This is a genomic window from Bradyrhizobium sp. 155, assembly GCF_023101105.1.
Taxonomy (GTDB): Bacteria; Pseudomonadota; Alphaproteobacteria; order Rhizobiales; family Xanthobacteraceae; genus Bradyrhizobium; species Bradyrhizobium canariense_D.
Map to the genome: position 1 here is coordinate 5,066,840 of NZ_CP064704.1, position 26,078 is coordinate 5,092,917.

Sequence of the window (26,078 nt, forward strand, 5' to 3'; positions counted from 1 at the left end):
GGCGGAATCCGGGAGGGAGATTTTGACACGGATCAAAGTCGGGCGCGGTTCCCCCCGCCGATCGTTCCGTGGCGCGTAGCTCTAACCGGGACATTGGGCAGCAGCATCGCACCCCGGAAGGACAGAGCGACTGTCAACTACGCCGGCGTCACACCAAACGCCTGCTTGAATCGCTCCACATAGCGTGGCCAGACCTCCGGATTGATGATGCGCGGCGGCCGCTTGCCATCGAGCGTATCCAGCACCTGCTTGGCCGCGATGCGGCCCATGTTCTGCCGCGCCTCGATCGTGACGCCCGCGGTATGCGGGCTCGCCAGCACGTTGTCGAGCTGGAGCAGCGGATGCTCCGGCGGCGGCGGCTCCTTGGACCAGACGTCGAGACCGGCGCCCGCAATGCGCTTCTCGCGCAAGGCCTGGAGCAGCGCATCCTCATCGTGGATGAAGCCGCGCGCCGTGGTGATAAAGTACGCATGCGGCTGCATCAACGCAAATTCGCGCACGCTGATCATGTTGCGGCTGCCCCTGTCGAGCGGGCAGGAGATGGAGACGAAATCGGCGCGGCGCAGCAGCTCGTCGAGCTCGACCTTCTCGCCGCCCCGCTCGGCCATCACCTCGGCCGTCAGGTACGGATCGTATGCCAGCACCTTCATGCCGAACAGGCCCTTGCACAGCGCGGCGATGCGGCGACCGACATTGCCGAGGCCGATGATGCCGACGGTCTTGTGCTCGATCTCGTTGCCGACGAGTTCGTTGCGGTTGACGTTGGACTCCCTGCGGAGCTTGCGGTCGGACTGGATGATGCGCTTGGACAGCGTCAGCATCATCGCCAGCGCATGCTCGGCTACCGAGTGGGCATTGCCGCCGGACTGGTTGACGACCAGCACGCCGGCGTCGGTGCAAGCCTCGACATCGACAGGATCGAATCCCGCGCCGTTGCTGGAGACGAGCAGCAGGTTCGGCGCGCGCTTCAGGAAGGCAGCATCGACATGGAAGTGCGGGGCCAGTTCGTCACGGGCGGCGCCGATCTGGTAGACATGAGCCGCCTCGATGATCGACGCGAAATATTCCTCGGGGCTCTCGTTCTCGATGCGATCGAGCCGGACGTCGGGCCGCGCCTTCAGGATGTCGATATAGATCGGATTGGCCAGATATTTGACGTAGAAGACGCGCTTGCTGTTGACGGACATCAGGACCCTTCCGGCTTTCTCCAGGAGATCCGCAGGGCCAGCGCTTCGCGCGCTCCTGTCATGCGTTCCTCCGTTCTCTTGTTGTTGCCGCTTATGACACGGCGGCACCGGCTGCGGCAGGCCGTCTGGCGCAGATCACGGTGCAGTCCGGACATGTTGACAATCCCGCTGCCTGCGTCAAGTTCGGCAGACCGCCGCGACGGAAGACGACGGCCAAGACAATGGCAAAGACCAAGAAGCATGCGCGGCCGAAGGGAGAACGCAATGCCGATTGCGGAGCAACAAACCTCGTCCGAGGCGGCGCAGACCTCCAGTGACAAGAGCTGGCACGGCATCATCCTGCAAACCCTAAAGCGGAATGAGATCAGCCTCGTCCCTTACGTGCCCGACCGCGTGCTGACGCCGCTGATCAAGAACCTGCACGCCGATCAGTTCTTCACCACCTTTGCCACCGCCCGCGAGGAGGAGGCCGTCGGCATCGTGTCGGGCGCCTGGATGGGCGGACGGCGCGGTGCGGTGCTGATGCAGACCTCAGGCTTTGCGACGCTCGCCAACGTGCTGGCCTCGCTCGCGGTGCCCTACCAGATTCCGCTTATCATGTTCGTGTCCGAGCGCGGCACGCTCGGCGAGTTCAACTACGGCCAGTCACTGGTCTGCCGCACCATGCGTCCGGTGCTGGATTCGCTGGCGCTGGAGCATCACACCATCACCCGGCTCGACGAGCTCGAATTCATTGCCGATCGTTCGATCAAGCAGGCCGTCACGACGCAGGCGCCAGTCGCGCTGATCCTCAACCCGCTGCTCACGGGCGGCAAGGTGTTCGACAAGTGAGTCCGGCCCAAATGAATACAGACGTGCGCAACACCAAAGTGATGAACCGCTTCGACGTCACCTCGCGCCTGATCGCGAAGCTCGAGCACGAGGAAGCCGTGATCGGCGGCATCGGCAACACCAATTTCGACCTCTGGGCCGCCGGCCACCGTCCGCAAAATTTCTACATGCTCGGCAGCATGGGGCTCGCCTTCCCGATCGCGCTGGGCGTGGCGCTGGCGCAGCCGGACCGGCGCGTCTTTGCGCTCGAAGGCGACGGCTCGCTGCTGATGCAGCTCGGCGCACTCTCGACGATCGCGGCGTTGAAGCCGAAGAACCTCATCATGATCGTGATGGACAACGGCATCTACCAGATCACGGGCGCGCAGCCGACACCGGCCGCGAACGTGGCTGACATCGTCGCCATCGCAACCGGCTCCGGGCTTGCCAACAGCGCCTGGGCCGCGGACGAGGCGGATTTCGACCGTCTGGTCGAGGAAGCCATGTCGGCCGGCGAGCCCAGCCTGATCGCCGTCCGCATCGATGACAAGCCCGGCGTCGGCGCCACCCGACGCGATCCCGTACAAATCCGGGAACGCTTCATGCACGGCCTTGGCGTGCGCGAGCCACTTTAACGGTTTGTCATTAACTACACAGCGATCTGATCCTGGCGCCTCGGCAGGCTGCTGCAATCCGTGCTAAGCGGTGCGGATGTCCATTTTGCTTCGCTCCTCTGCCTGGCTGCTTGCCGCCGCCGTCGCCTTTGCAACCCTCGGCCCGCCAGGCCTACGGCCCCATTCCGACCTTGGCCAGGACGGCGAACATGCCCTTGCCTTCGTCCTGGTGGGACTAGCCTTCGGCCTCGCCTATCCGCGCCGCCGCCTGTCGGCCACAGCGATCGCCGTGGTGCTGATCGGCCTGCTCGAACTGATGCAATTCTGGGCACCGGGACGGCATGCGCGGCTGGAGGACTTTCTGGTCGATGCCGGCACCACCTGCATCGGTTTCGCGCTGGCGGCCATCGCCGATTGGGCCATGACGCGGTTTCGCGCAAATCCGGCCCTGACGAGTCAAGGCCCCGCGGAGTGACGTTCCGCAGGGCCCGTCTCTTCAAAGCTCACGCTCCGGTCGATCAGTCGATGATCTTAACGACGCGGCGCGTGCGCGGCTCCACGATCACGCGGCGATCGTTCACGACCGCATAGCGATATTCGGTGTAGTTCGGCACGGGCCGCAGCACCACGGTCGGCGGCAGTGGCTCGCCGACCACGACGCGCTCGTGGACCACGACGGAATCATCGCGCGGAATTCCGCCGAGGATCGCATTCGGGATTTCCAGACCAGCGCCGACCGCCGCACCGACGGTACCACCGACCATCGCTCCGACCGGGCCGCCGACGTCGCCGCCCGCGCGAGCGCCGTCCCTGGCGCCCTGTTCGGTCGTCGACTGGGCAAAGGCTGCACTCGACGCCAGCAGCGACGCGGCAGCGAACGTAATCGCAAGACGGGTCTTCATGTGCTTATGTCTCCAGTGATTGTTGTGCGCCTTCAACCGCGGGGCCGGATCATTGTTCCGGTTCCCCGCCGGATCTAGGCAGAACTACAAGTGGAGACTGTTACCTAGTAACAGTTCAGGCTGCGGCGATCTCGTGCCGCGCCATCAGTTCCAGCGCACGCACCATTGCCGAGTGATCCCAACCCTTGCCGCCATGTGCGGTGCAAGACGAGAACAATTGCTGCGCCACTGCCGTGCTTGGCAGTGACAGGCCGAGCGCGCGGGCGCCTTCAAGCGCGAGGTTGAGATCCTTCTGATGCAGCTCGATGCGGAAGCCGGGATCGAAATTGCGCTTCACCATGCGCTCGCCATGCACTTCGAGAATCCGGGACGACGCAAAGCCGCCCATCAGGGCCTGCCGCACCAGCGCCGGATCCGCACCGGCTTTCGACGCGAACAGCAGCGCTTCGCTGACCGCCTCGATCGTCAACGCGACGATGATCTGGTTGGCGACCTTCGTCGTCTGGCCGTCGCCATTGGCGCCGACCCGGGTGACGTTCTTCCCCATCCGGTCGAAGATCGGCTTCATGGTGTTGAAAGCGCGCTCGGGGCCACCCACCATGATGGTGAGGCTTGCCGCCTTGGCACCGACCTCCCCGCCTGACACCGGTGCGTCGAGATAATCCGCGCCGAGCGCCTCGATCTTCTTCGCAAACTCCTTGGTCGCCAGCGGCGAGATTGAGCTCATGTCGACCACGATCTTCCCCTTGGAAATGCCGCCCGCGACGCCGTCCTTGCCGAACAGCACGGCCTCCACATGCGGCGTATCCGGCACCATGATGATGACCGCATCCGCCTCCTCCGCGACCTCCTTGCTTGACTTGCAGCCAACGCCGCCGGCCGCGATCAGCTCGGGCGCGACCGGCCCGACATCGTGCAGGAGAACGCGATGGCCTGCGGTCAGAAGATGGCCGGCCATCGGCCGTCCCATGGTGCCAAGTCCGATAAAGCCGATGTCGATCATGTCAACGTTTCCTCAGGTCTCGAACGTCTGCGCCGCGTGCCAGGACAGGCCTTCCAGCGTCGTGGTGCGCGGCTTGTATTCGCAGCCGACCCAGCCGCGGTAACCGATCGCGTCGAGATGGCGGAACAGGAAGGGATAGTTGATCTCGCCGGTGCCAGGCTCGTGACGGCCGGGGTTGTCGGCGAGCTGGATGTGCGCGATCTGCGGCAGGTATTCCTGCATAGTACGGGCGAGGTCGCCCTCCATGATCTGCATGTGGTAGATGTCGTACTGGACGAACAGATTGTTCGAGCGCACCTCGGAGATCAGCTGCACGGCCTGCTCGGTGCCGTTCAGAAAGAAGCCGGGCATGTCGAGCGTGTTGATCGGCTCGATCAGCAGCTTGATGTTTTCCCGCGCCAGCGTCGACGCCGCAAAGCGCAGATTCCCAACCAGCGTTTCGTTGAGCTCACGCGGATCGGCATCCGCAGGCGCGATGCCGACGAGACAGTTGAGCTGCTCGCAATCGAGCGCCTTGGCATAGTCGATGGCGCGAAACACACCGTCCCTGAACTCGCTGATACGATCAGGCAGGATCGCGATGCCGCGCTCGCCCGCCGCCCAATTGCCGGCCGGCAGATTGTGCAGCACCTGCGTCAGCCCATGGCCGTCGAGTTGCTCGCGCAGCTGCGCCTTGTCGAATTCGTAGGGGAAGAGGTACTCGACCCCGCCGAAGCCCGCTGCTTTGGCCGCTGCGAAGCGGTCCACGAACGGCATTTCGTTGAAGAGCATGGTGAGGTTGGCGGCGAATTTCGGCATGATGCTATCTCCCTATTCCGCCGGCTGCAGCACGCCGGGCCGCGCGGTCGCGACCTCGTCGAGCGGCAGATCCAGCACCTCCTCGAATTCGACGATGTTGTCGATTTCCGTGCCCATCGCGATGTTGGTGACGCGTTCGAGGATGAACTCGACCATCACGGGCACGCGATGCTTGGCCATCCATTCGCGCGCGGTCGCGAACGCCGCCTGCGAGTCCTTCGGGTCGGTGACGCGGATCGCCTTGCAGCCGAGCCCTTCGGCGACAGCGACGTGATCGACACCGTAGCCGCCGAGCTCAGGCGCGTTGATGTTCTCGAACGAGAGCTGGACGTGATAGTCCATGTCGAAGCCGCGCTGGGCTTGGCGGATCAGGCCGAGATAGGAATTGTTCACGACGACGTGGATGTAGGGCAGATTGAATTGCGCCCCAACTGCGAGCTCCTCGATCAGGAATTGGAAATCGTAGTCGCCTGAGAGCGCGACGATATCACGATCCGGACACGCCGCGCGCACGCCGAGCGCCGCGGGTAGCGTCCAGCCGAGCGGGCCCGCCTGCCCGGCATTGATCCAGTTGCGCGGCTTGTAGACGCCCAGGAACTGCGCGCCGGCGATCTGCGACAGGCCGATCACGGAGACGTAGCAGGTGTCACGGCCAAACGCCTTGGTCATCTCCTCGTAGACGCGCTGGGGCTTGATCGGGACGTTATCGAAATGGCTCTTGCGCAACATTGTCTTCTTCCGGTCGCGGCAGGCAGCGGGCCACGCCTGGCGCTCGCGCAACCTGCCGGACCGGCGCCACTCCCTGGCGACGGTGACGAAGAGTTCGAGAGCGGCCTTCGCGTCCGAGACGATGCCGAGATCGGGATTGAACACGCGCCCGATCTGCGTCGGCTCGATGTCGACATGCACGAAGGTGCGCCCCTTGGTGTAGGTCTCGACCGAGCCGGTGTGGCGGTTGGCCCAGCGATTGCCGATGCCGAGCACGAAATCGGATTCGAGCATGGTGGCATTGCCGTAACGGTGACTGGTCTGAAGACCGACCATGCCGGCCATCAGCACGTGGTCGTCGGGGATGGCCCCCCAGCCCATCAGCGTCGGCACGACCGGCACGTTGGCAATCTCGGCGAATTCCACCAGCAGATCCGAGGCGTCGGCATTGATCACGCCGCCGCCCGCGACGATCAGCGGCCGTTCGGCCGCATTGAGCATCTCCAGCGCCTTCTCGACCTGCTTGCGGGTCGCGGTCGGCTTGTAGACCGGCAATGGCTCATAGGTCTCGTCGTCGAACTCGATCTCGGCGAGCTGCACGTCGAGCGGCATGTCGATCAGCACCGGGCCGGGCCTTCCCGAGCGCGTCACGTGAAACGCCTGGCTGAACACGCGGGGCACCAGCGCCGGCTCGCGCACCGTCACCGCCCATTTGGTCACGGGCTTTGCGATCGACTCGATGTCGACGGCCTGGAAATCCTCCTTGTAGAGCCGCGCGCGCGGCGCCTGCCCGGTGATGCAGAGGATCGGGATGGAATCAGCGATCGCGGAATAGAGCCCGGTGATCATGTCGGTCCCGGCCGGCCCCGAGGTGCCGATGCAGACGCCGATATTGCCGGCCTTGGCCCGCGTATAGCCCTCGGCCATGTGCGAGGCACCCTCGACATGGCGCGCCAGGATATGGCGGATCGAGCCGCGCTTCTTCAGCGCCGAGTAAAGCGGATTGATCGCGGCCCCGGGAACGCCGAAGGCAGTCGAGATGCCCTCCTTCTCCAGAATTCGCACGGCAGCATCGATGGCTCGCATCTTCGCCATATCGGACCTCGCTTGAGTTGCATTGGCTCGAGCGAGATCATCGGGCCCGCGAGGGCTTCACTCAACGAGATCGATTTTATTTTCCACGATGCGGCAGCCGCGGAAAAAACGTGGCGGTCTCAATCGGTTAGATCGAGATATCCGTGAAAGCGATCACTCGAACAGCGGCGCCAGCTGCATCTGCGGCACGAGCACGAGGCCCTTGTCGGTGATACGAATTTCCGGAATGACCGATAGCGGAATCAGATTGAAACCCATGTAGGGGATGGTGCAGCCGGCCTCCGCCCATTCCTTCTTCAGCGCCTTGACCTCTTCCGCCACCTCCGTGACGCGCTTGTCGGACAAGAGCCCAGCGATCGGCAGCGGCACCAGCGCCTTCACCTTGCCGTCAGCGACGACGCAGACGGCGCCCTGATGCTCCTTGATGGCCGAGATCGCTACCTGCATGTCGGCCTCGTTGGTGCCGGCAACGATGATGTTGTGGCTATCGTGCCCGACGCTGGAGGCGACCGCGCCCCGCTTCAGGCCAAAGTCCTTCAGAAGGCCGTAGGCGACGTTGCCGGCGGATTTACCGTGACGCTCGACCACCGTGACAAAGCACAGGCCGTAGCGCGCAAACAGCGTCGGCCAGTCCTTTGCGGGCTCGATCGCGATCTTCTCATGGATCAGCGTGATGCCGGGCAACGCGGTCTTGATGGCGTTGACGGTGCAGGCCTTCACCGGCAGTTCCGGTATTAGCTTGACCTTCTCGGGCAGCTTCACGGTCGCATAGGCCGCCTGCGGGTATTGATATCGCTGCGACAATGCCTGATCGAGCTTCGGCGTGATCTTGCGGTTCTCGACCACCAGCTCGCCGCCGTACCAAGTGCATTGCGGCTTCAGATTGTCGTCCATCAGCACCAGATCGGCGCGGCGCCCGCCGCCGAGCCCGCCGATATCGCTGTCCATGTTGAAGCGCGTCGCGCGATGCAGCGAGCCCATCGACCAGGCCTGCTCCGGCGACATCCCTGCTTTCACGGCTTCGCGCACCACCCAGTCGAGACCGAACAGCAGGAGATCGTCGGCGTCGCGATCGTCGGTGCACACGGCCGTGCGCTTGTGCGAGGCGCCGAGCTCGGTGATGGTCCGGATCGCCTGCGGCAGCGAGTGCCGGGGCGTGGTCGGCGGTCCCCCGCGCAGGAACACCCAGACCCCGGCATCGAGCAGATCGTCGGCGATGTCGCGGTCGATCGCCTCATGGGTGTCGGTGATGCCGCTCGCCGCATAGGCCGCAACGAAGTCGCGGCCATAGATATGGCCGGACACCGGCCGGCCGCGCTTCAGGGCGGCAGCGAGGATGGCGTGGCTTCGCTCATCGCCCATGGTGACAGGCACGAAATCCATCTTCTCGCCGAGCCCGACGGCTTCCGGCCAACGGTCGAACAGGCCGGCGATCTTGTCGGGCGTCAGATCGCCGCCCGCAGTCTCCAGTGCGGCCGAAGTCGCAGGAACCGTCGAGGGCACCGTCAGGAAGATCGAGAGCGGAGCCTCGCGTGCGTCCTCCAGCATCGCCTCGACGCCGACGACGTCCATGACGTTGCCGATCTCGTCGCTGTCGCAGAAGATTGTGGTGGTGCCGTTGAGCAGGGCGGCCTCGGCATAGGCGCAGGCCGTCACCATCGAGGATTCGATGTGGATGTGCGGATCGACCAGCCCCGGCGCGATGATGCCGCCCGCCGCGTCGTAAACCGGCACGTCGCCGAAGACATTCTTCGCAGCGCCGGCCGGCTTCATCGCAGCAATGCGGCCGCCGGTGATCCAGATTTCGCGGTTCGCATGGATGCGCTCCGAATAGGTCGAGAGCACCCGCGCGCCGGTGACGACGAGATCCGGCGCGACACGCGCCGAGGCCACATCGGCGAGACGCCGGGTCATCGAATGCAGCGGTGCGACGGCGAAGCGGGTAAGTCTGGTCATCAGAACCCTCGCGTGGCGTTATGGCCCTGCGATGGTTACGCCCTGCGCCCGACCGGGCAAGCGCAAATATAACGGCAGGCTCTGCTTACGCTTTAGGCGGAGAAGCGCCTGCCGCCGCTGGCCTCGCAGGTCTGCGCGAGTTCCGTCGTCGCGGGGCCGGTGCGGCAGCGGGCTTGACCCGAATCCGCATCGACCTCCCGTTCTGCTCGTCAATCTCGAACGCATTCGTCTTGCGCACGAGGTCACTCAGCTTGCGGAAGCCGAACGTTCGCGGATCGAAATCGGACGCGAGATTGGCGAGCTGGCGGCCAACTTCCCCGAGCGTCACCCAGCCGTCCTCGCTCTCCATCTGGGTGATGACCTTCTTGATGATGGGGGTTGCGGCATCGAGCGGCTGAAGCGACGTCGATCTCGAGGCGGCGTCCTGGGTGTTCGCTGGGGCGGCAAGCAAGTTCTCCGTGTAGACGAACCTTCGACAGGCCTGCCGGAAGCTCTCCGGCGTCTTCTGTTCGCCGAACCCAAAGACGTCGATGCCCTGCTCCCGGATGCGGGCGGCCAGACGGGTGAAATCGCTGTCCGACGACACCAGACAAAAGCTATCGAACCGGCCGCTGTGAAGCAGGTCCATTGCGTCGATGACCAGCGTGATGTCGGAGGCATTCTTCCCCGTCGTATAGGCGAACTGCTGCTGCGGGATGATGGCGTGTTTGGACAGGATGTCGGCCCAGCCCCTCGACCTGGCATTGGAGAAGTCGCCGTAGATGCGGCGAACGCTGGCCTCGCCGATCTTGGCAATCTCCTCGAACAGCCCATCGGCGATCTTTGCCGAAGCATTGTCTGCATCGATCAAGACAGCGAGACGGGGCGAACGGAGCTCTGACGGCATGACTTTTCCTACGAGATGAACGTAACATTAGAAGACGCTCGCGGCGGAATGGCTAGTCCTCGTTCGCCTTGAAGCGTCCCATCCCTTTCAGCACGAAGGGTGCCAGCAGGGCGATGAACGCCAGCGCAAGCAGCGTCGCCGAGATCGGGCTCTGGAGCAACGTCATGGGATCGCCGAGACTGATCGCGAGCGCGCGACGCAGCTGGCTCTCGGCGATCGGGCCGAGAATCAGGCCGACCACGACGGGCGCGATCGGAAAATCGAACCGCCGCATCAGAAAGCCGAGCACGCCGAAGCCGGCCAGCATCGACAGTTCGACCACCGACGGCTTTGCGGCGATGGTGCCCATGGTCGCGAACACGAGGATGCCGGCATAGAGCCACGGCTGCGGGATCGCCAGCAGCCGCACCCATAGGCCAACCAGCGGCAGATTGAGCACCAGCAGCATGCAATTGGCGATGAACAGGCTCGCGATCAGGCCCCACACGAGGTCGGGCCGCTCAGCGAACAGCAGCGGCCCCGGGTTGAGGCCGTATTGCTGGAAGCCCGCCAGCATCATCGCGGCCGTCGCCGAGGTCGGCAATCCCAACGTCAAGAGCGGCACCAGCGTGCCGGCAGCCGAAGCGTTGTTGGCGGCCTCCGGTCCTGCGACACCTTCGATCGCGCCCTTGCCGAATTCTTCGGGGTATTTGGTCAGTCGCTTCTCGCAGGAATAGGACAGGAAAGTCGGGATCTCCGCGCCGCCGGCAGGCAGCGCACCGATTGGGAAGCCGAACATGGTGCCGCGCAGCCACGGCTTCCACGATCGCTTCCAGTCTTCCTTGGTCATCCACAGCGAGCCGCGCACCGGCTCGAGCTTCTCTTCGGTGTGGTGGCGGCGCGATGCGACGTAGAGCGCCTCGCCCACCGCGAACAGGCCGACCGCGAGCGTCGTCACCTCGACGCCGTCGAGCAGCTCGGGCACCCCGAACGCAAGCCGCGCCTGACCGGTCAGCTTGTCTATACCGACGAGACCTAATGTCAGACCAATAAACAGGCTGGTCAGGCCGCGGATCGGGGAATCGCCGAACGTCGCCGACACCGTGACGAAGGCGACGCACATCAGCGCGAAATAATCCTCCGGGCCAAAGCGCACGGCGAAATCGACCAACCACGGCGCGAGAAAGGCAAGCCCGATGGTTGCGATGGTGCCGGCGACGAAGGAGCCGATCGCGGAGGTCGCGAGCGCCGGCCCGCCGCGGCCGGCCTTGGCCATCTTGTTGCCTTCGAGCGCCGTCGCCATCGAGGCGCTCTCGCCGGGCGTGTTGATCAAGATGGCCGTAGTCGATCCGCCATACATGCCGCCGTAATAGATGCCGGCAAACATGATCAGCGAACCGCCGGGATCGAGCTTGTACGTCACCGGCAGCAGCAGCGCGACCGTCAACGCCGGGCCGATGCCGGGCAGCACGCCCACGGCCGTGCCAAGGAACACGCCGATCAGGGCGTAGAGGAGATTCATCGGCTGGACGGCGACCGCCATGCCGTGGGCCAGCGCCGCGAAAGTTTCCATCACAGCAGTCGCTCCAGGGGGCCGGCCGGAAGGCTCAACGTCAACAGGCGGTCGAACGCGAGGTAAATGAGGGTCGACATCACGAGGGCGATGGCGGAATCGACGAGGACAGCCCGGCGCCCAAATGCCGCCGAGGTCGTGACGAACAGCGCCGACGTCGCCAGGATGAACCCGCCGCCGAAGCCGATGATGCCAATCAGCAGCGCAAGGCCGGCGAGGATCAAGACCACAGGCACGGGATCTGCGCTCTCGCGCGCTGGCAGACCGCCGCGCAGCGCGTCAACGAGATTGCCGATCGCGAGCAGCGCGAGGCCGGAGGCGATCACGACCGGCATGGCTTCCGGCCCCATCCCGTACATCGCGGTCGATTGCAGGCCGTGCGCATCCCAGACCAGCACCGCGGCAAGACCTGCGAGCAGCGCGGCGATGACGACGCTGGCGCGATCGATGCGCCGCGGTGGCTGGACGGGATCGCCTGTGGTCATGACTTGACCAGGCCGACTGATCTCAGCACGTCCGTCACAGGCACCGTTTCTTTCTTCAGGAAATCGGCGAAGGCGTCACCGCCGAGATAGGCATCCTCCCAGCCCTTCTGCTTGAGGATGTCTTTCCAGGCGTCCGACTTCACCATCTTCTCGACCGCGTCGCTCAGCGTCTTGCGCTGCTCCGGCGTGATTCCGGGAGGCGCGACCACCGAGCGCCAGTTGGCGATCACGAGGTCGATGCCCTGCTCCTTGAAGGTCGGGATGTCGCTGCCTGGAATGCGCTTCTCCGAGGTCACGCCGATCGCGCGCAGCTTGCCCGACTTGATCTGCCCATCATATTCGCTGAGGCCGGAAATGCCGGCAGTGACCTTCGCGCCGAGAATGGCGGCGAGCGACTCGCCGCCGCCCGAGAACGGGATGTAGTTGATCTTCTTCGCGTCGGCGCCGACGGCACCAGCGAACAATGCCGCCATCACGTGATCGACGCCGCCGGCCGAGCCGCCGGCGAAGGTCACCTTGGCGATGTCGGCCTTCACCGCGGCGGCCAGATCCTGCGCGGTCTTGATCGGCGAATTGGCCGGCACCACGATCACCTGGATTTCCTCGGTGAGGCGCGCGATCGGCGTCACCTGCTCGAGCGTGACGGGTGATTTGTTCATGGCGAGCGCGCCCACCATGACGAAGCCGTTGACCATCAGCTGGTTGCCGTCGCCCTTGGCGCCGTTGACGAACTGCGCGATGCCGACACTGCCGCCTGCGCCGGGAACGTTGGTGACCTGCACGCTGCGTGCGACGCCGGCAGCGACCAGCGCCTGCTGCATCGAGCGCGCGGTCTGGTCCCAACCACCGCCCGGCGCCGCAGGTGCCATCAGCTTGAGCTCGAGCTGCTGGGCAAAGGCCGGCGTGGCTGCCGCAAGGGTCAGCGCGACGGCTGCGCCGACGAGGCGCGCGGGAAGTTGAAACATGGGACGTCTCCGGGCTCATGCGGACGTTTGCCGCATCGTGTCGTTTGGTCGCATATCAGCCAAAACGGCCGACACTGTCCAGTGACATACCCCCGGTTTCCGATTAGCGGGGCGTCGGAACTGCCCCGCCGAGCGCGGCCGTCAGTTCGGCAGCAACATTACGGACGATTTGCCCGATTTCCGGTAACCGCTGATCGGTCAGCCGGCTGGTCATGCCGGACACCGAAATCGCCGCGAGCGGCTCGGCGCAGGCGTTGTAGACCACCGCGGCAACGCAGCGCAGGCCCATGCAGGCCTCTTCATCATCCAGCGCGTAGCCTTGCTTGCGGATCTTTTCGAGCTCCTTGAACAGGTCGCTCGGCCGCACGATCGACTTCTCGGTCAGGCGTGGCATGCCGTGATGGCGGATGACGGCGCCGACGTCCTCGTCGGAATAGGTCGCGAGCACTGCCTTGCCGACGCCGGAGGTCACCATCGGAACGCGGCCGCCGACTTGGGTCAGCGAGCGCATGATCTCGCGGCTCTCCATCCGGGTCAGCACGATGATGAACTCGTCGTCGACCACGGCGAGATTGGCGGTCTCGCGGGTAAGATCACGCAGCTTGCGCAAGTAAGGAATGGCCTGGGCACTGAAATTGCGCCGCCGCGCAAAGCTCGCGCCCACCGTGAAGCTGCGCACGCCGACATGCCATTTGGATTCGGCGCGGTCGAACTGCACGAAGCGGCGGCTTTCCAGCGTCGCCAGCAGGCGATGCACGGTCGAGGCCGAGAGCCCGGTGCGGACGGCGAGATCGCTGAGGCGATAGCCTTCGTCGTCTTCGGACAATGTCTCGAGGATCGACAGCGCGCGATCGACGGACTGCACGCCGCCGTCGCGCGCGTCGTGATCGGCCGCCGATGGCGATCGGGGCTCGATCGATTTGCGCCGGATCACGTTCCTGCCCATCGCGACCTGACTGTTCTCACCTCTCCCCGCGCGCGGGGAGAGGTGAAGCGGCATCGTCGGCTCAGAGCAGCCCTGCTCCGCGCGCCCATTTGTACTTGGCACCGAGGACCTCGACCGGCAGTTCGGTCGAGTAGGCATAGGCCGGAATGCCGTTCTGGTAGAGATATTCGGCGGCTTCCTCAACCTCGACGTCGCCGGCGAGCGAGGCGACGATCGGCTTCACGAAGCCCTTGGCCTCCATCTCCTTCTTCACCTCGACCATGTTGCGGGCGAACACCATCGGCGGCGTGACGATGGTGTGCCAGTAGCCGAGGATCAGCGAGTGGATGCGCTCGTCCGTCAGGCCGAGCTTTACGGTGTTGACGTAGGTGATCGGCGGCTCACCGCCAGTGATGTCCACCGGATTTCCGGCCGCGCCAAACGGCGGGATGAACTTGCGGAAGGCCGCATCCAGATCCGGCGGCATCGACATCAGCGACAAGCCGTTGTCGACGCAGGAGTCCGACAACAGCACGCCCGAACCGCCTGCACCGGTAATGATCAGCACGTTCTCGCCCTTCGGCGTCGGCAGCACCGGCACGCCCCGCGCGAATTCGAGCAGCTGCCGCAAGCTACGGGCGCGGATCACGCCGGACTGGGCCAGGACATCCTCGTAGATCTTGTCGTTCCCGGCGAGCGCGCCGGTGTGCGACGAGGCCGCCTTGGCACCGGCGGAGGTGCGGCCGGCCTTGAGCACGATGACCGGTTTTTTCTTGGAGACGCGTTTTGCGGCTTCCGCAAAGGCGCGGCCGTCCTTGAGGTCTTCGCAGTGCTGCGCGATCAGGTTCGTGTTCGGATCCTGCTCGAAGAAGGCGAGCAGATCGTCCTCGTCGATGTCGGACTTGTTGCCGAGGCCGACGATCGCCGACACGCCCATCTTGGCCGAACGGGAGAAGCCGATGATGGCCATGCCGATGCCGCCCGATTGCGAAGACAGTGCCGCGTGGCCCTTGACATCATAGGCGGTGCAGAAGGTCGCGCAGAGATTGGCAGGCGTATAATAGAAGCCGTAGATGTTCGGTCCCATCAGGCGGATGTCGTACTTCTTGCCGACTTCGACGATCTCGGCCTGGAGTTCCGGCGCGCCGGCTTCCGCGAAGCCCGACGGGATCAGAACCGCGCCGGGAATTTTCTTCTCGCCGCATTCGGTGAGCGCCGCGGCCACGAACTTCGCGGGGATCGCGAACACCGCCGTGTCGATCACGCCCGGCACGTCCTTGACGCTCTTATAGGCTTTGTAGCCGAGGATCTCGGCGGCCTTGGGATGGATCGGGTAGATGTCGCCCTTGTAGCCGCCGTTGATGAGGTTTTTCATCACGGAATTGCCGATCTTGCCGTCTTCGGCCGAAGCGCCGACCACGGCAACCGCCTTCGGCTGCATGATGCGGCTCATGGCCGCGACGATCTCTTCGGTCGGGCGCGGCTTCGGCTTGGGCACGTAAGCGAAGTCGACGACGATGCGGACGTCGGCCGCGATCGCGTCCTTGGCCGTCGCGAACACCGGGTTGAGATCGAGCTCGACGATCTCGGGGAAATCGGTGACGAGCTGCGAGACCTTGACGATGACATCGGCGAGCGCCGTGCGGTTCACCGGCTCGCCGCCGCGAACGCCCTTCAAAATTTCATGCGCCTGGATGCCGTCGAGCATCGACAGCGCATCTTGCTTGGTCGCGGGCGCGAGGCGGAAGGTTATGTCCTTCAGAACTTCGACCAGCACGCCGCCGAGACCGAAGGCAACCAGCTTGCCGAACGAGGCGTCGGTGATCGACCCGACGATCACTTCGGTGCCGCCGGCCAGCATCTGCTGCACCTGGACACCCTCGATCTTGGCATCAGACTTGTACTTCCTGGCGTTGCCGAGAATGGTCTCGTAGGCCTTCTCGGCGTCTTCTGCCGATTTGAGGCCAACGATGACGCCGCCGGCTTCGGTCTTGTGAAGAATGTCCGGCGAGACGATCTTCATCACCACCGGGAAGCCCATCGAGGCGGCCATCTTGCCGGCCTCGCCGGCCGACTTCGCCACCCCCTCCTTCGGCACCGCAATGCCGTAGGCGTCGCAGACCAGCTTGCCTTCCGGCGCGGTCAGGCTGGTGCGCTTGTCCGCCTTGACCTGGTCAAGCACCTTGCGGACGGCATCTTTGGAATTGGACATGTGGCTCTCCCTTGACCTTGGTTCTTGCGTTCTCTAAGCGCGCGCGTTGCGGCTGCCCGTGATGCTTTCCATTCGCGCGCTCTGTTCCATGTCGCGGAACGGAGTGGCATAAAGCCGAGATTACTCCGCCGGCTTGGATCAAAAATGGCTGGCGATGGCATTTGGTATGCCAGAAGCCAACTTGTCAAGCTGCAGCGCACCCTAGAACGCTGCAAAAAATAGGCAGCTTGACATTCTGGTATTTGGTATGCCAAAAACTTTCCCGTTAATAATCCTGTAAAAGACGACTCCCACTGGAGGAGATTCGTCGTGTCACTGCGGAAACCAACCAAGGCGTTGCCGAACATGGCCGAGGCAGATATCGCAATCGTTCGTATTGCCCCGGAGTCGAGCTTCAAGAACAAGGCGTATGACGCCTTGAAGGAAGCCATCCTCAAGATGGACATCTACTCGACGCCCGAACCCGTCATGCTCGACGAGCGCGCGTTGTCCGAGCGCCTCGGCGTGAGCCGCACGCCGATCCGCGAAGCCATCGCGATGCTAGAGCAAGACGGTTTCGTGAAGACGGTTCCTCGCCGCGGCATCATGGTGGTCCGAAGGACCAAGAGCGAGATCGTCGACATGATCCGCGCCTGGGCGGCGCTGGAGAGCATGGCGGCTCGCCTCATCACCGCCACAGCGCGCAAGAAAGACATCACGGCGCTGCGCGACTACTTCAAGGAATTTGGCAAGGATCGCCTGCCCGAGGATCACGTCGAGGAATATTCGCGCGCCAACATCGCCTTCCACCAGGCGCTGATCTCGCTGTCGGAATCACCGGTGCTGGTCGATCTCACCAACGACTTGCTGCTGCATGTGCGTGGCTATCGGCAATTGACCATCGGACGCAAGGACCGCACCGCGACGTCGCTTCCCGAGCATCTCGGCATGATCGAAGCCCTGGAGGCGCGCGATACCGAGCTCGCCGAGAAGCGCGCCCGCGATCACACCCTTGGCCTTGCCGCTTACGTCGAAGCGCATGGTCAGGAACTCTTCTAGCCGGCAACGTTCACCAAAGGGCGAGGCATCGCCCCCAAAAGCCTGAAACGGCATCTTGAGATCAGGGAGACAAGGCCCATGCTGAATACCGCGACCAAGTCCGAAGCACCGGGCACCGAGCAGGAATTGACGGATGGTTTTCATCTCGTCATTGACGCGCTCAAGCTGAACGGCATCAACACCATCTATAATGTGCCGGGCATCCCGATCACGGATTTGGGCCGCATGGCGCAGGCGGCCGGTATTCGCATGATTTCGTTCCGCCACGAGCAGAACGCCGGTTATGCGGCGGGCATCGCCGGCTACCTCACCAAGAAGCCCGGCATCTGCCTCACCGTCTCCGCGCCCGGCTTCCTCAACGGTCTCACCGCGCTCGCCCACGCCACCACCAACTGCTACCCGATGATCCTGATCTCGGGCTCCTCCGAGCGCGAGATCGTCGACCTCCAGCAGGGCGACTATGAAGAGATGGACCAGCTCGCGATCGCCAAGCCGCTGTGCAAGGCAGCCTACCGTGTGCTGCACGCCCAGGACATCGGCATTGGTCTTGCCCGTGCCATCCGTGCCGCCGTCTCCGGCCGTCCGGGCGGCGTCTATCTCGACCTGCCGGCAAAGCTGTTCGGCCAGGTGATGAACGCCGATGCCGGCCAGAAGTCGCTGGTCAAGGTAATCGACGCGGCTCCCGCGCAGATCCCCTCGCCCGCTTCGATCAAGCGCGCGCTTGATGTTTTGAAGAGCGCAAAGCGCCCTCTCATCATCCTCGGCAAGGGCGCGGCCTACGCGCAGGCCGACGAGGAGATCAAAACCTTCGTCGAGAAGAGCGGTATCCCCTTCCTGCCGATGAGCATGGCCAAGGGTCTCCTCTCAGACACCCATCCGCAGTGCGCAGGCGCTGCCCGCTCGACGGTGCTGAAGGAATCCGACGTCGTCCTGCTGATCGGCGCCCGGCTGAACTGGCTGCTCTCGCACGGCAAGGGCAAGAACTGGGGCGAAGCGCCCAAGAAGTTCATCCAGGTCGACATCGAACCGCGCGAGATGGACTCCAACGTCGAGATCGTCGCGCCCGTCGTCGGCGACATCGGCTCGGTCGTCTCCGCCTTCAACCAGGCGATGGCTTCGGGCTGGACCGCCCCGCCTGCCGAATGGACCAAGGCGATTTCGACCAAGCGCGAAGAGAACGTCGCCAAGATGGCGCCGAAGCTCATGAACAACAAATCGCCGATGGACTATCACGGCGCGCTCGGCGTGCTGAAGAACGTCATCAAGGATCATCCCGAGGCGATCCTCGTCAACGAGGGCGCCAACACGCTCGACCTCGCCCGCGGCGTCATCGACATGTACAAGCCGCGCAAGCGTCTCGACGTCGGCACCTGGGGCGTGATGGGCATTGGCATGGGCCAGGCGATCGCGGCTGCTCTCGAGACCGGCCATCCCGTGCTCGCGGTCGAAGGCGACTCGGCCTTCGGCTTCTCCGGCATGGAGGTCGAGACCATCTGCCGCTACAATTTGCCGATCTGCGTCGTCATCTTCAACAATGACGGCATCTATCGCGGCACCGACGTCAACGGCGCCAACGCCGATCCGGCGACGACGGTGTTCGTCAAGGGCGCCCGCTACGACAAGATGATGGAAGCCTTCGGCGGCGTCGGCGTCAATGCCACCTCACCGGACGAGCTCAAGCGCGCCGTCAACGAGGCCATGGCTTCGGGCAAGCCGACGCTCATCAACGCCGTGATCGATCCGGCCGCCGGTTCCGAGAGCGGCCGCATCGGCAACCTCAATCCGCAGAGCGTTCTGCAGAAGAAGAAGTAAGCATCCCCGTCAACCCACAAGGTCCCTGCGGGTGCAGGGGTAGATCAGAGTACGGAGCAACACGATGACAAAAGCGCTCGAGGGCGTTCGCATTCTCGACTTCACCCACGTCCAGTCCGGGCCGACCTGCACGCAGTTGCTCGCATGGTTCGGCGCCGACGTGATCAAGGTGGAGCGCCCGGGCGTGGGTGACATCACCCGCGGCCAGCTGCAGGACATCCCGAATGTGGACAGCCTGTATTTCACCATGCTCAACCACAACAAGCGCTCGATCACGCTCGACACCAAGAACCCCAAGGGCAAGGAAGTCCTCACCGAGCTCATCAAGAAGTGCGACGTGTTGGTCGAGAATTTCGGCCCCGGCGTGCTCGACCGCATGGGCTTCCCCTGGGAGAAGATCCAGGCGATCAACCCGAAGATGATCGTCGCCTCTATTAAGGGCTTTGGTCCCGGACCATACGAGGACTGCAAGGTTTATGAGAACGTCGCCCAGTGCACCGGCGGCGCCGCCTCCACCACCGGCTTCCGCGACGGCTTGCCCCTCGTGACCGGCGCGCAGATCGGCGACAGCGGCACCGGTCTGCATCTGGCGCTCGGCATCGTCACCGCACTCTATCAGCGCACCCATTCCGGCAAGGGCCAGCGCGTCACCGCCGCGATGCAGGACGGCGTGCTCAATCTCGCGCGCGTCAAGCTGCGCGACCAGCAGCGCCTCGCCCATGGTCCGCTCAAGGAATACAGCCAGTTCGGCGAAGGCATTCCGTTCGGCGATGCCGTGCCGCGTGCCGGCAACGATTCCGGCGGCGGCCAGCCCGGCCGCATCCTGAAGTGCAAGGGCTGGGAGACCGATCCCAACGCCTATATCTACTTCATCACCCAGGCCCCGGTCTGGGAGAAGATCTGCGACGTGATCGGTGAGCCCTCCTGGAAGACCGATCCGAACTACGCCAAGCCGGCCGTCCGCCTGCCGCGCCTGAATGAGATCTTCGGCCGCATCGAACAATGGACGATGACGAAGACGAAGTTCGAGGCGATGGAAATCCTCAACAAGGACGACATTCCCTGCGGCCCGATCCTGTCGATGAAGGAGATCGCCGAGGACCAGTCGCTGCGCGCGACCGGCACCGTGGTCGAGGTCGACCACCCCACCCGCGGCAAGTACATCTCCGTCGGCAACCCGATCAAGCTGTCGGACTCCCCGAGCGAGGTGGAGCGATCCCCGCTGCTCGGCGAGCACACCGACGAGATCCTGCGCACCGTGCTGGGCTTCTCGGACCATCAGGTCGCCGATATCCACAAGTCCGGCGCGCTCGATCCGCCGCAGAAGCAGGCCGCCGAATAAGCGGGCTTATCTCACGACGCGAAAGGCCGCCGGCTTCGGCGGCCTTTTTGTTGGCGCGCAAAGGCTGCATCGCACGATCGGCGCGCTTGCCGCGCCGCCAAGGCTGGATTAAAGATTGGTTCGCGAGGAACAGATGCGGTGGCCGGCCGTTGCTCCCTCGACCGGTGTGCTCCCGGAAATGCGAGCATGCCGGAAATGCCAGCATGCCATCTCCACGGCGAGTGCAGCACGCCTCGCAAAGACCCTGCCCCACGCTGAAGAACTGGTCGCCTTCGCTTCCGAGGATGGCACGTCGGCCTTTCAGTTCGGGCACGGGTGGCGTCGCGTCCGGCACTCGCCAGGACCACGCTCGTTGATCAAATTGAGGGCTTAAATGTCGAAAGATCAATCCTCTGATCGCGCCAAGCGTGAAGCCAACAAGGCGTTCAAGCCTGCGACAACGCAGAAGCCGATCAATGACTATGCGAAGGACCAGAACTCCTTCAACGAGAATCGCGAACGGCTGAAAGCGGAGCGATTGGCCCGGGAGGCGAAGCCGGGAAGCGGCTCCGAATAGGCACGACGATCCCAGACTCCGACCGCGAATTCCGCTAAAGGCGGGGCGCCGAGATCCGCCTGGTCTACAGCATCGAGAGCACGACGATTCCGTCTTCGACTGCACCAGAAGCGAGCTGCGCCCGCGCCATGCGCTCGAACTCGGTCCGGTTCTTGCGAAGATAACTGAAAGCCTGCTTCTGCGTCAGGAACGTCGTCGCAAGACGGCACATCTGTCGTCCCGCGCCAAGCGCGAGAAAGAAGGTGATGGTGCCACCGCCATCCGACTTTATTCTAGGCACGACCCGCACTCTTTGGCATGTGATCGGCCCTCTCCAAATTGTCCTCGGCGCAATGGAAGCCAGTTATGGCGTCACCTTCTTCTTGCGCTTCGTCGGGACGGGCGGCGGCAGCGACGCCTGAAGGGCGGCGTCTGCCGCTTCCTTGGCCTGGCGCAGCTCTCGAAGCCGCGCCATGTTCTTGCGAACATCGACGGCTTGCTTTCCAACGTCCACCATCGCCCGCGCGCCTTCCTCAGCGGCCAAACGCTGACGGTTAGAACGCGCGATGCTTTCGGGTGACGGTTCGGCCGGTCTCTTGGCGCTCATTATTCACCCTGCTCTGCAACGGACAAAAACCCGCTCAATCCTGGGATCGAGCGGGTGGCATGGCCGTTTCAGTACATCCGTGAAACGGCACCAAGGCTTAGGCCAGCGAGAGATTCTCAGCGCTGACCTTGCCCCGCATCTTGTCGGTCTTGAGTTCGAAGTTGACCTTTTGGCCTTCAGCGAGACCTGCAAGACCAGCCCGCTCGACCGCGCTGATGTGAACGAACACATCGTTGCCGCCGTCGTTCGGCTGAATGAATCCAAAGCCCTTCTGGCCGTTAAACCACTTTACAGTACCTGTCGTCATTTTCTTCTCCAAAGCGCATACGCGCAGGTTCCGCGTGATCGTCACGCAGAACAAATTCTATTCGTCGATGTCTATGGAAAAGGAGCCCGCGGGCGCATTCAACAAGGCACAGCGGCTGAACGAACAGCCTCAACGTATACCTCATCCTCGCCATTTGCAAGGCTTGACGGAATTTAACGGCTCGGGAGCCCGGCGGTAGGTGCAGGACGCGCGCTATTCAGCGCTCATCTTTCGCCCCCGGCGAGCTGCTCTCGAAGGCTGCCGAGCGCCCCATGCGTGGATCCATCAAAAAAAATCGAGACGCCGCGTCGGATCGGCAGCATCTCCTTCGTCATCTGGACATGAACGGGCAGTAGACGCCCACGTCGAGCCCGGCGATTCATGAGGAAGAATGATCATGCCCAGCACTGTCCGCCTGCACCGCGTTCTCACGACCAGCCCGGAGAAAGTCTATCGCGCCTTCCTGGAGGCGGATGCGTTGGCAAAATGGCTTCCGCCGAATGGCTTCACCTGCACCGTCCATCATTTCGAGCCGAAGGTCAGGGGCACGTTCAAGATGTCGTTCCGTAACTTCACGACGGGCAACAGCCACGCCTTCGGCGGCGAATATCTCGAGCTCGTCCCCGGCGAACGTCTCCGTTACACCGACAGGTTCGACGACCCCAATCTGCCGGGAGAGATCCAGGTCACCGTGATCCTGAAGAAAGTATCCGTAGGCACCGAGCTGGATATCACGCAGGCCGGCATCCCCGACGTCATCCCGCCGGAGGCTTGTTATCTCGGCTGGCAGGAATCGCTGCGCAATCTGGCGAAGCTCGTCGAGCCTGAGATCAAGCAATAGCGATCGGACGCGAGTTAGGGGCGGCCGCGTGACCGTAGGCTACGCGCCCGCCCTCGACTGGAGCCCGCCGCTTGCGGTCCAGCGGTCCGGGTCCGGGCTGTGTCCGATCAAAGCAAGGCCGTACGCAATCGACTCGAACTGATCGCCCGACATCAGCCGTTCGTTGCCGAACCGCTCGGCGAACAGTTTTCGAACGGCCGGCACGAAAGACGTGCCGCCGGTCAAAAACACCTTCTCGACCTCGCGCGCGGTGATGCCGGCTTCGCCCAGCACCTTGTCGACGGTGGCCCCGAGCCTCGCGATGTCGTCGGCAATCCAGGCTTCGAAATTCTTCCGCGTGATAGTCGAGCCGATATCGACCCCGCCTCCTTTGAAGCGGAACTCCACCTGATCCTGGGCCGACAGCGCGACCTTGGCGTCGGACACCGCGCGGTACAGCGCAAAGCCGAGGTCGAGATCGACGATGGTGATGAAATCCTCGAGCAGAGCCGGCTTCACCGCGGTGCGCGCAAGCTCCCGGAGTTCGCGCAGGTCGCCGTTGCTCTTCATCATCGCGAGCTGATGCCAGCGCGCGAGATTAGTGTAGTGGCCGGTGGGGATCGGCAGCACCTTGTCGAACGAGCGGAAGCTCGAGCCCTTGCCCAGCCGCGGCGAGACGACGTGATCGACGATACGGTAGTCGAAGGTGTCGCCCGCAATCCCGATGCCGGCATGGCCGAGCGGCTCGGCGCGCAAGGCGCCGCCGGCACGCGAGAACCGCATCACCGAGAAATCGCTGGTGCCGCCACCGAAATCCGCGACCAGCACGGTCGCATCGCGCTCCAGCCGGCGGGCGAAGGAGAACGCCGCGCCCACGGGTTCGTAGACATAGCGGGCGTGGCCGGCGCCGAGGCGCTCGAACGCGGCCCGGTAGCGCTGCATCGCCAGCGCTTCGTCGGGATTGCCCCCGGCGAAGCGGACGGGGCGACCGACTGTAATGGTGGACGTCTCGAAGCCGAATTTATCGCCGCCATGCCGCGCCAGCGTCCGCAGGAACGCCGCCAAAATATCCTCGAACTTGTAGCGCTGCCGGAACACCTGGGTGGTGTTGAAGCTGGAGCTTGCGGCAAAGGTCTTGAACGACTGGAGGAAGCGGTAGACATGGCGTCCTTCCAGGAACTGCTCGATCGCCCACGGGCCGCCTTCAGCCTGGGCGCCGGCTCCCGGCCGGTCCTCCCAGAAGCACAGCGCTGACACGAAGACGCTGTGGCGCTGCTCACCATGGTCGAAGCGGATGGCCTCGACCCGGCGATCGTCCGCCGCAAGGGCCACGACCGTGTTGCTGGTCCCAAAATCGATGCCGATCGAGACGGCGGGCGAGGCGCTCGACATGAACCACTCTGACAGATGATTGGAGGGGGCAGACCACTAACGGCTTCATGTGCCGCTGCCAAGGCTCCGTTTTTGGATATCGACGGTCAAATGGTTCAGTTTCGGCCGGCTTTGGGCATATCCCGCTCAAATCGGCCCATTTAACTGATTATTATGCTGCAATGCGAAGAGCTAAATGCTGCTATGCAATGGCATGCATAGACATTGGCATCTGGTATACATAAATTCCCTTTCGAAATGAGACAGCACTACTGACCGTCTCGAGAAAGGGATTTCCGATGTCCAAGACCGCTTCCGTCGCTCTCGCGCCCTCCTCCACGCTGTTCGCCCGCCTGATGGCAACGATCGACCGCCTCCTGATGGCGAGCGCCGAGATCTCGAATCACAACGGCGACCTGCCGCGCTTTGGCCTGTAGGCCGGACAGCCGCCCGCGCCTGCGCGCGCAGCGGGAGACGGTTTTAGATCAGTCCGCATACTACTTTTGATGAATGGCCCCGGATCACGGGGCCATTTCTACTTGTGCTGTCCTGAGTCACAGCCGCAACCGGGCAAGGTCCTGCGGCATTTGCGCACGGTGACCGGACCAGCGCTTGAAGCTTGGCATAATGCATACAAGAATGCCGTTCCAGCGCTCGCAGAAAAATGAGAGGCGCCACGGGAGGCTTTATGACGGACATGGTGCAAGCAACCGCCCCGACAGCCGCGCGCGTTAGCGACACGTATCGCTGGACGCAATTGGCAGTTGGCGTCGCGGCGATGGTAATGATCGCCAATTATCAATACGGCTGGACGTTCTTCGTCCCCGACATCCAGAAGAAGTTCGGCTGGGATCGTGCGTCGATCCAATGGGCCTTTACGCTGTTCGTGCTGTTCGAGACCTGGCTCGTGCCGATCGAAGGATGGTTCGTCGACAAATACGGTCCGCGCATCGTGGTGCTGGTCGGCGGCGTGCTCTGTGCCGCCGGCTGGGCGATCAACGCGGAGGCGACCACGCTCAACGGCTACTATCTCGGCATGATCATCGCAGGCATCGGCGCCGGCGGCGTCTACGGCACCTGCGTCGGTAACGCGCTGAAGTGGTTTCCGGACAAGCGCGGTCTTGCCGCGGGCATCACGGCCGCTGGTTTCGGTGCGGGCTCCGCGCTGACCGTCGCGCCGATCCAGGCCATGATCAAGGACAGCGGTTTCCAGACCACCTTCCTTTATTTCGGCCTCGGACAAGGCATTATCATCTGCATCCTCGCCTTCTTCCTGCTCGCGCCGAAAGCAGGTCAGGTGCCGAACGCGGTCGTGAACGCCAATCTGCAGCAGACCCGGCGCAACTACCAGCCGACCGAGGTGCTGCGTCAGCCGATCTTCTGGCTGATGTACTTCATGTTCGTGATTGTCGGCGCTGGCGGCCTGATGGTGACGGCGAACCTGAAGCCGATCGCGGCGGACTGGAAGATCGACAACGTGCCGGTCACGCTGATGGCGGTGACGATGACCGCGGTGACCTTCGCGGCCACGATCGACCGCGTGCTCAACGGCCTGACGCGTCCGTTCTTCGGCTGGATCTCCGACATGATCGGCCGCGAGAACACGATGTTCATCGCCTTCGGCATGGAAGGTATCGGCATCTGGATGCTCTACCTCTGGGGCCACGATCCGCTCTGGTTCGTGCTGCTCTCGGGCTTCGTGTTCTTCGCTTGGGGTGAGATCTACTCGCTGTTCCCCTCGACCTGCACCGACACGTTCGGCGCCAAGTTCGCGACCACCAATGCCGGCCTGCTCTACACCGCGAAGGGTACGGCCGCGCTGCTGGTCCCGATCGGCAACTACATGCAGCAGTCGTCGGGCAGTTGGGACAACGTGTTTATCATCGCAGCCGGCGCCAACATCCTGGCCTCGGCGCTGGCGATCGCGGTGCTCAAGCCCTGGCGCAAGGTCGTGGTCGCGCAATCGACCGTCTGACGCGCTCCAAAAGCGCTTCTCGCGCAAAACGCCCGGCCTCGCGGCCGGGCGTTTTCGTTGTGCGCGACGTTTTCGTGAACCCGCCGTCCCTAAAGGAACTCCGCAAATTTTCAGGCGCGCGCCAAGATAGGGCTTGCAATCTGGAATATGGTATACCAAGGTCGCCACCGCGC

General features: G+C 63.7%; 26 protein-coding genes. 10 read left to right on the plus strand and 16 right to left on the minus strand.

Annotated features, from left to right (window positions below):
• Window positions 1-137 precede the first annotated feature (137 nt).
• The gene (locus tag IVA93_RS24710) at window positions 138-1,187 is read right to left on the minus strand and encodes a hydroxyacid dehydrogenase (RefSeq protein ID WP_247789255.1); all 1,050 of its coding nucleotides are present in this window, start codon (window positions 1,185-1,187) and stop codon (window positions 138-140) included.
• Between the two features lie 264 nt (window positions 1,188-1,451).
• On the opposite strand from IVA93_RS24710, the gene IVA93_RS24715 reads away from it, so the two are divergent.
• From IVA93_RS24715 to IVA93_RS24725, 3 genes are all read left to right on the plus strand, one after another.
• Window positions 1,452-2,018, plus strand: coding sequence for a thiamine pyrophosphate-binding protein (locus IVA93_RS24715; RefSeq protein WP_026233617.1), 567 nt, complete (start codon window positions 1,452-1,454; stop codon window positions 2,016-2,018).
• 11 nt (window positions 2,019-2,029) lie between these two features.
• Window positions 2,030-2,632, plus strand: coding sequence for a thiamine pyrophosphate-dependent enzyme (locus IVA93_RS24720; RefSeq protein WP_085352325.1), 603 nt, complete (start codon window positions 2,030-2,032; stop codon window positions 2,630-2,632).
• 76 nt (window positions 2,633-2,708) lie between these two features.
• On the plus strand, window positions 2,709-3,086 hold the full coding sequence (locus IVA93_RS24725) for a VanZ family protein (RefSeq protein WP_018458595.1): 378 nt from the start codon (window positions 2,709-2,711) through the stop codon (window positions 3,084-3,086).
• A gap of 43 nt (window positions 3,087-3,129) precedes the next feature.
• Here IVA93_RS24725 and IVA93_RS24730 read toward each other — a convergent pair whose 3' ends face one another.
• The 11 genes from IVA93_RS24730 to IVA93_RS24780 form a co-directional block, all read right to left on the minus strand.
• Entirely contained in the window at window positions 3,130-3,513 is a 384-nt protein-coding gene (locus IVA93_RS24730) for a DUF1236 domain-containing protein (RefSeq protein WP_085352324.1), read from the minus strand.
• Window positions 3,514-3,628: 115 nt separating this feature from the next.
• Complete coding sequence (locus IVA93_RS24735) at window positions 3,629-4,516, minus strand: 2-hydroxy-3-oxopropionate reductase (RefSeq protein ID WP_085352323.1); 888 nt, start codon at window positions 4,514-4,516, stop codon at window positions 3,629-3,631.
• 12 nt (window positions 4,517-4,528) lie between these two features.
• The gene (gene hyi, locus IVA93_RS24740) at window positions 4,529-5,314 is read right to left on the minus strand and encodes a hydroxypyruvate isomerase (RefSeq protein WP_085352322.1); all 786 of its coding nucleotides are present in this window, start codon (window positions 5,312-5,314) and stop codon (window positions 4,529-4,531) included.
• 12 nt (window positions 5,315-5,326) lie between these two features.
• Window positions 5,327-7,117, minus strand: a complete 1,791-nt coding sequence (gene gcl, locus IVA93_RS24745; protein WP_247789256.1) for a glyoxylate carboligase — start codon at window positions 7,115-7,117, stop codon at window positions 5,327-5,329.
• Between the two features lie 153 nt (window positions 7,118-7,270).
• Window positions 7,271-9,073 (minus strand): adenine deaminase C-terminal domain-containing protein, encoded by a 1,803-nt coding sequence (locus tag IVA93_RS24750; protein WP_247789257.1) that lies wholly within the window; start codon window positions 9,071-9,073, stop codon window positions 7,271-7,273.
• Window positions 9,074-9,158: 85 nt separating this feature from the next.
• Window positions 9,159-9,959 carry an NYN domain-containing protein gene (locus IVA93_RS24755; protein ID WP_247370860.1) on the minus strand — a complete coding sequence of 267 codons (801 nt, stop codon included), beginning with the start codon at window positions 9,957-9,959 and terminating at the stop codon, window positions 9,159-9,161.
• Window positions 9,960-10,011: 52 nt separating this feature from the next.
• Window positions 10,012-11,511: a tripartite tricarboxylate transporter permease gene (locus IVA93_RS24760; RefSeq protein WP_018458588.1), complete on the minus strand. Its 1,500-nt coding sequence runs from the start codon at window positions 11,509-11,511 to the stop codon at window positions 10,012-10,014.
• The gene (locus IVA93_RS24765) at window positions 11,511-11,996 is read right to left on the minus strand and encodes a tripartite tricarboxylate transporter TctB family protein (RefSeq protein WP_247370863.1); all 486 of its coding nucleotides are present in this window, start codon (window positions 11,994-11,996) and stop codon (window positions 11,511-11,513) included. The genes IVA93_RS24760 and IVA93_RS24765 overlap by 1 nt, the downstream gene beginning before the upstream one ends.
• Complete coding sequence (locus tag IVA93_RS24770; RefSeq protein ID WP_247789258.1) at window positions 11,993-12,961, minus strand: Bug family tripartite tricarboxylate transporter substrate binding protein; 969 nt, start codon at window positions 12,959-12,961, stop codon at window positions 11,993-11,995. The genes IVA93_RS24765 and IVA93_RS24770 overlap by 4 nt, the downstream gene beginning before the upstream one ends.
• Window positions 12,962-13,064: 103 nt before the next feature.
• Entirely contained in the window at window positions 13,065-13,907 is an 843-nt protein-coding gene (locus IVA93_RS24775) for an IclR family transcriptional regulator (RefSeq protein ID WP_247371105.1), read from the minus strand.
• Between the two features lie 61 nt (window positions 13,908-13,968).
• On the minus strand, window positions 13,969-16,098 hold the full coding sequence (locus IVA93_RS24780) for an acetate--CoA ligase family protein (RefSeq protein ID WP_204510723.1): 2,130 nt from the start codon (window positions 16,096-16,098) through the stop codon (window positions 13,969-13,971).
• 345 nt (window positions 16,099-16,443) lie between these two features.
• Here IVA93_RS24780 and IVA93_RS24785 point away from each other — a divergent pair, with 345 nt between their 5' ends.
• The 4 genes from IVA93_RS24785 (at window position 16,444) to IVA93_RS24800 (ending at window position 20,846) form a co-directional block, all read left to right on the plus strand.
• The gene (locus tag IVA93_RS24785; protein ID WP_162496371.1) at window positions 16,444-17,136 is read left to right on the plus strand and encodes a GntR family transcriptional regulator; all 693 of its coding nucleotides are present in this window, start codon (window positions 16,444-16,446) and stop codon (window positions 17,134-17,136) included.
• A gap of 78 nt (window positions 17,137-17,214) precedes the next feature.
• Window positions 17,215-18,948 (plus strand): oxalyl-CoA decarboxylase, encoded by a 1,734-nt coding sequence (gene oxc / locus IVA93_RS24790; protein WP_247370866.1) that lies wholly within the window; start codon window positions 17,215-17,217, stop codon window positions 18,946-18,948.
• A gap of 64 nt (window positions 18,949-19,012) precedes the next feature.
• Complete coding sequence (gene frc, locus IVA93_RS24795) at window positions 19,013-20,290, plus strand: formyl-CoA transferase (RefSeq protein WP_018458582.1); 1,278 nt, start codon at window positions 19,013-19,015, stop codon at window positions 20,288-20,290.
• A gap of 373 nt (window positions 20,291-20,663) precedes the next feature.
• A complete protein-coding gene (locus IVA93_RS24800; protein ID WP_007608360.1) occupies window positions 20,664-20,846 on the plus strand; it encodes a hypothetical protein in 183 nt (60 codons plus the stop codon).
• Between the two features lie 64 nt (window positions 20,847-20,910).
• Here IVA93_RS24800 and IVA93_RS24805 read toward each other — a convergent pair whose 3' ends face one another.
• The 3 genes from IVA93_RS24805 to IVA93_RS24815 all read right to left on the minus strand — a co-directional run bounded on the left by IVA93_RS24805 (window position 20,911) and on the right by IVA93_RS24815 (window position 21,739).
• The gene (locus tag IVA93_RS24805; RefSeq protein ID WP_026233616.1) at window positions 20,911-21,135 is read right to left on the minus strand and encodes a hypothetical protein; all 225 of its coding nucleotides are present in this window, start codon (window positions 21,133-21,135) and stop codon (window positions 20,911-20,913) included.
• A 54-nt stretch (window positions 21,136-21,189) separates the two neighbouring features.
• Window positions 21,190-21,432 (minus strand): hypothetical protein, encoded by a 243-nt coding sequence (locus tag IVA93_RS24810; RefSeq protein WP_026233615.1) that lies wholly within the window; start codon window positions 21,430-21,432, stop codon window positions 21,190-21,192.
• A gap of 97 nt (window positions 21,433-21,529) precedes the next feature.
• Entirely contained in the window at window positions 21,530-21,739 is a 210-nt protein-coding gene (locus IVA93_RS24815) for a cold-shock protein (protein WP_007593324.1), read from the minus strand.
• Between the two features lie 397 nt (window positions 21,740-22,136).
• On the opposite strand from IVA93_RS24815, the gene IVA93_RS24820 reads away from it, so the two are divergent.
• Entirely contained in the window at window positions 22,137-22,580 is a 444-nt protein-coding gene (locus IVA93_RS24820; protein WP_026233614.1) for an SRPBCC family protein, read from the plus strand.
• A gap of 39 nt (window positions 22,581-22,619) precedes the next feature.
• Here the strand turns inward: IVA93_RS24820 and IVA93_RS24825 are convergent, their stop codons facing one another.
• Window positions 22,620-23,951, minus strand: coding sequence for an Hsp70 family protein (locus tag IVA93_RS24825; protein WP_018458577.1), 1,332 nt, complete (start codon window positions 23,949-23,951; stop codon window positions 22,620-22,622).
• Window positions 23,952-24,229: 278 nt separating this feature from the next.
• Between IVA93_RS24825 and IVA93_RS24830 the strand changes: the two genes are divergently transcribed.
• Both IVA93_RS24830 and oxlT read left to right on the plus strand, forming a co-directional pair.
• Window positions 24,230-24,367, plus strand: coding sequence for a hypothetical protein (locus IVA93_RS24830; protein ID WP_018458576.1), 138 nt, complete (start codon window positions 24,230-24,232; stop codon window positions 24,365-24,367).
• Window positions 24,368-24,618: 251 nt separating this feature from the next.
• A complete protein-coding gene (oxlT, locus tag IVA93_RS24835) occupies window positions 24,619-25,905 on the plus strand; it encodes an oxalate/formate MFS antiporter (RefSeq protein ID WP_026233613.1) in 1,287 nt (428 codons plus the stop codon).
• The last annotated feature ends 173 nt before the right edge of the window (window positions 25,906-26,078 follow it).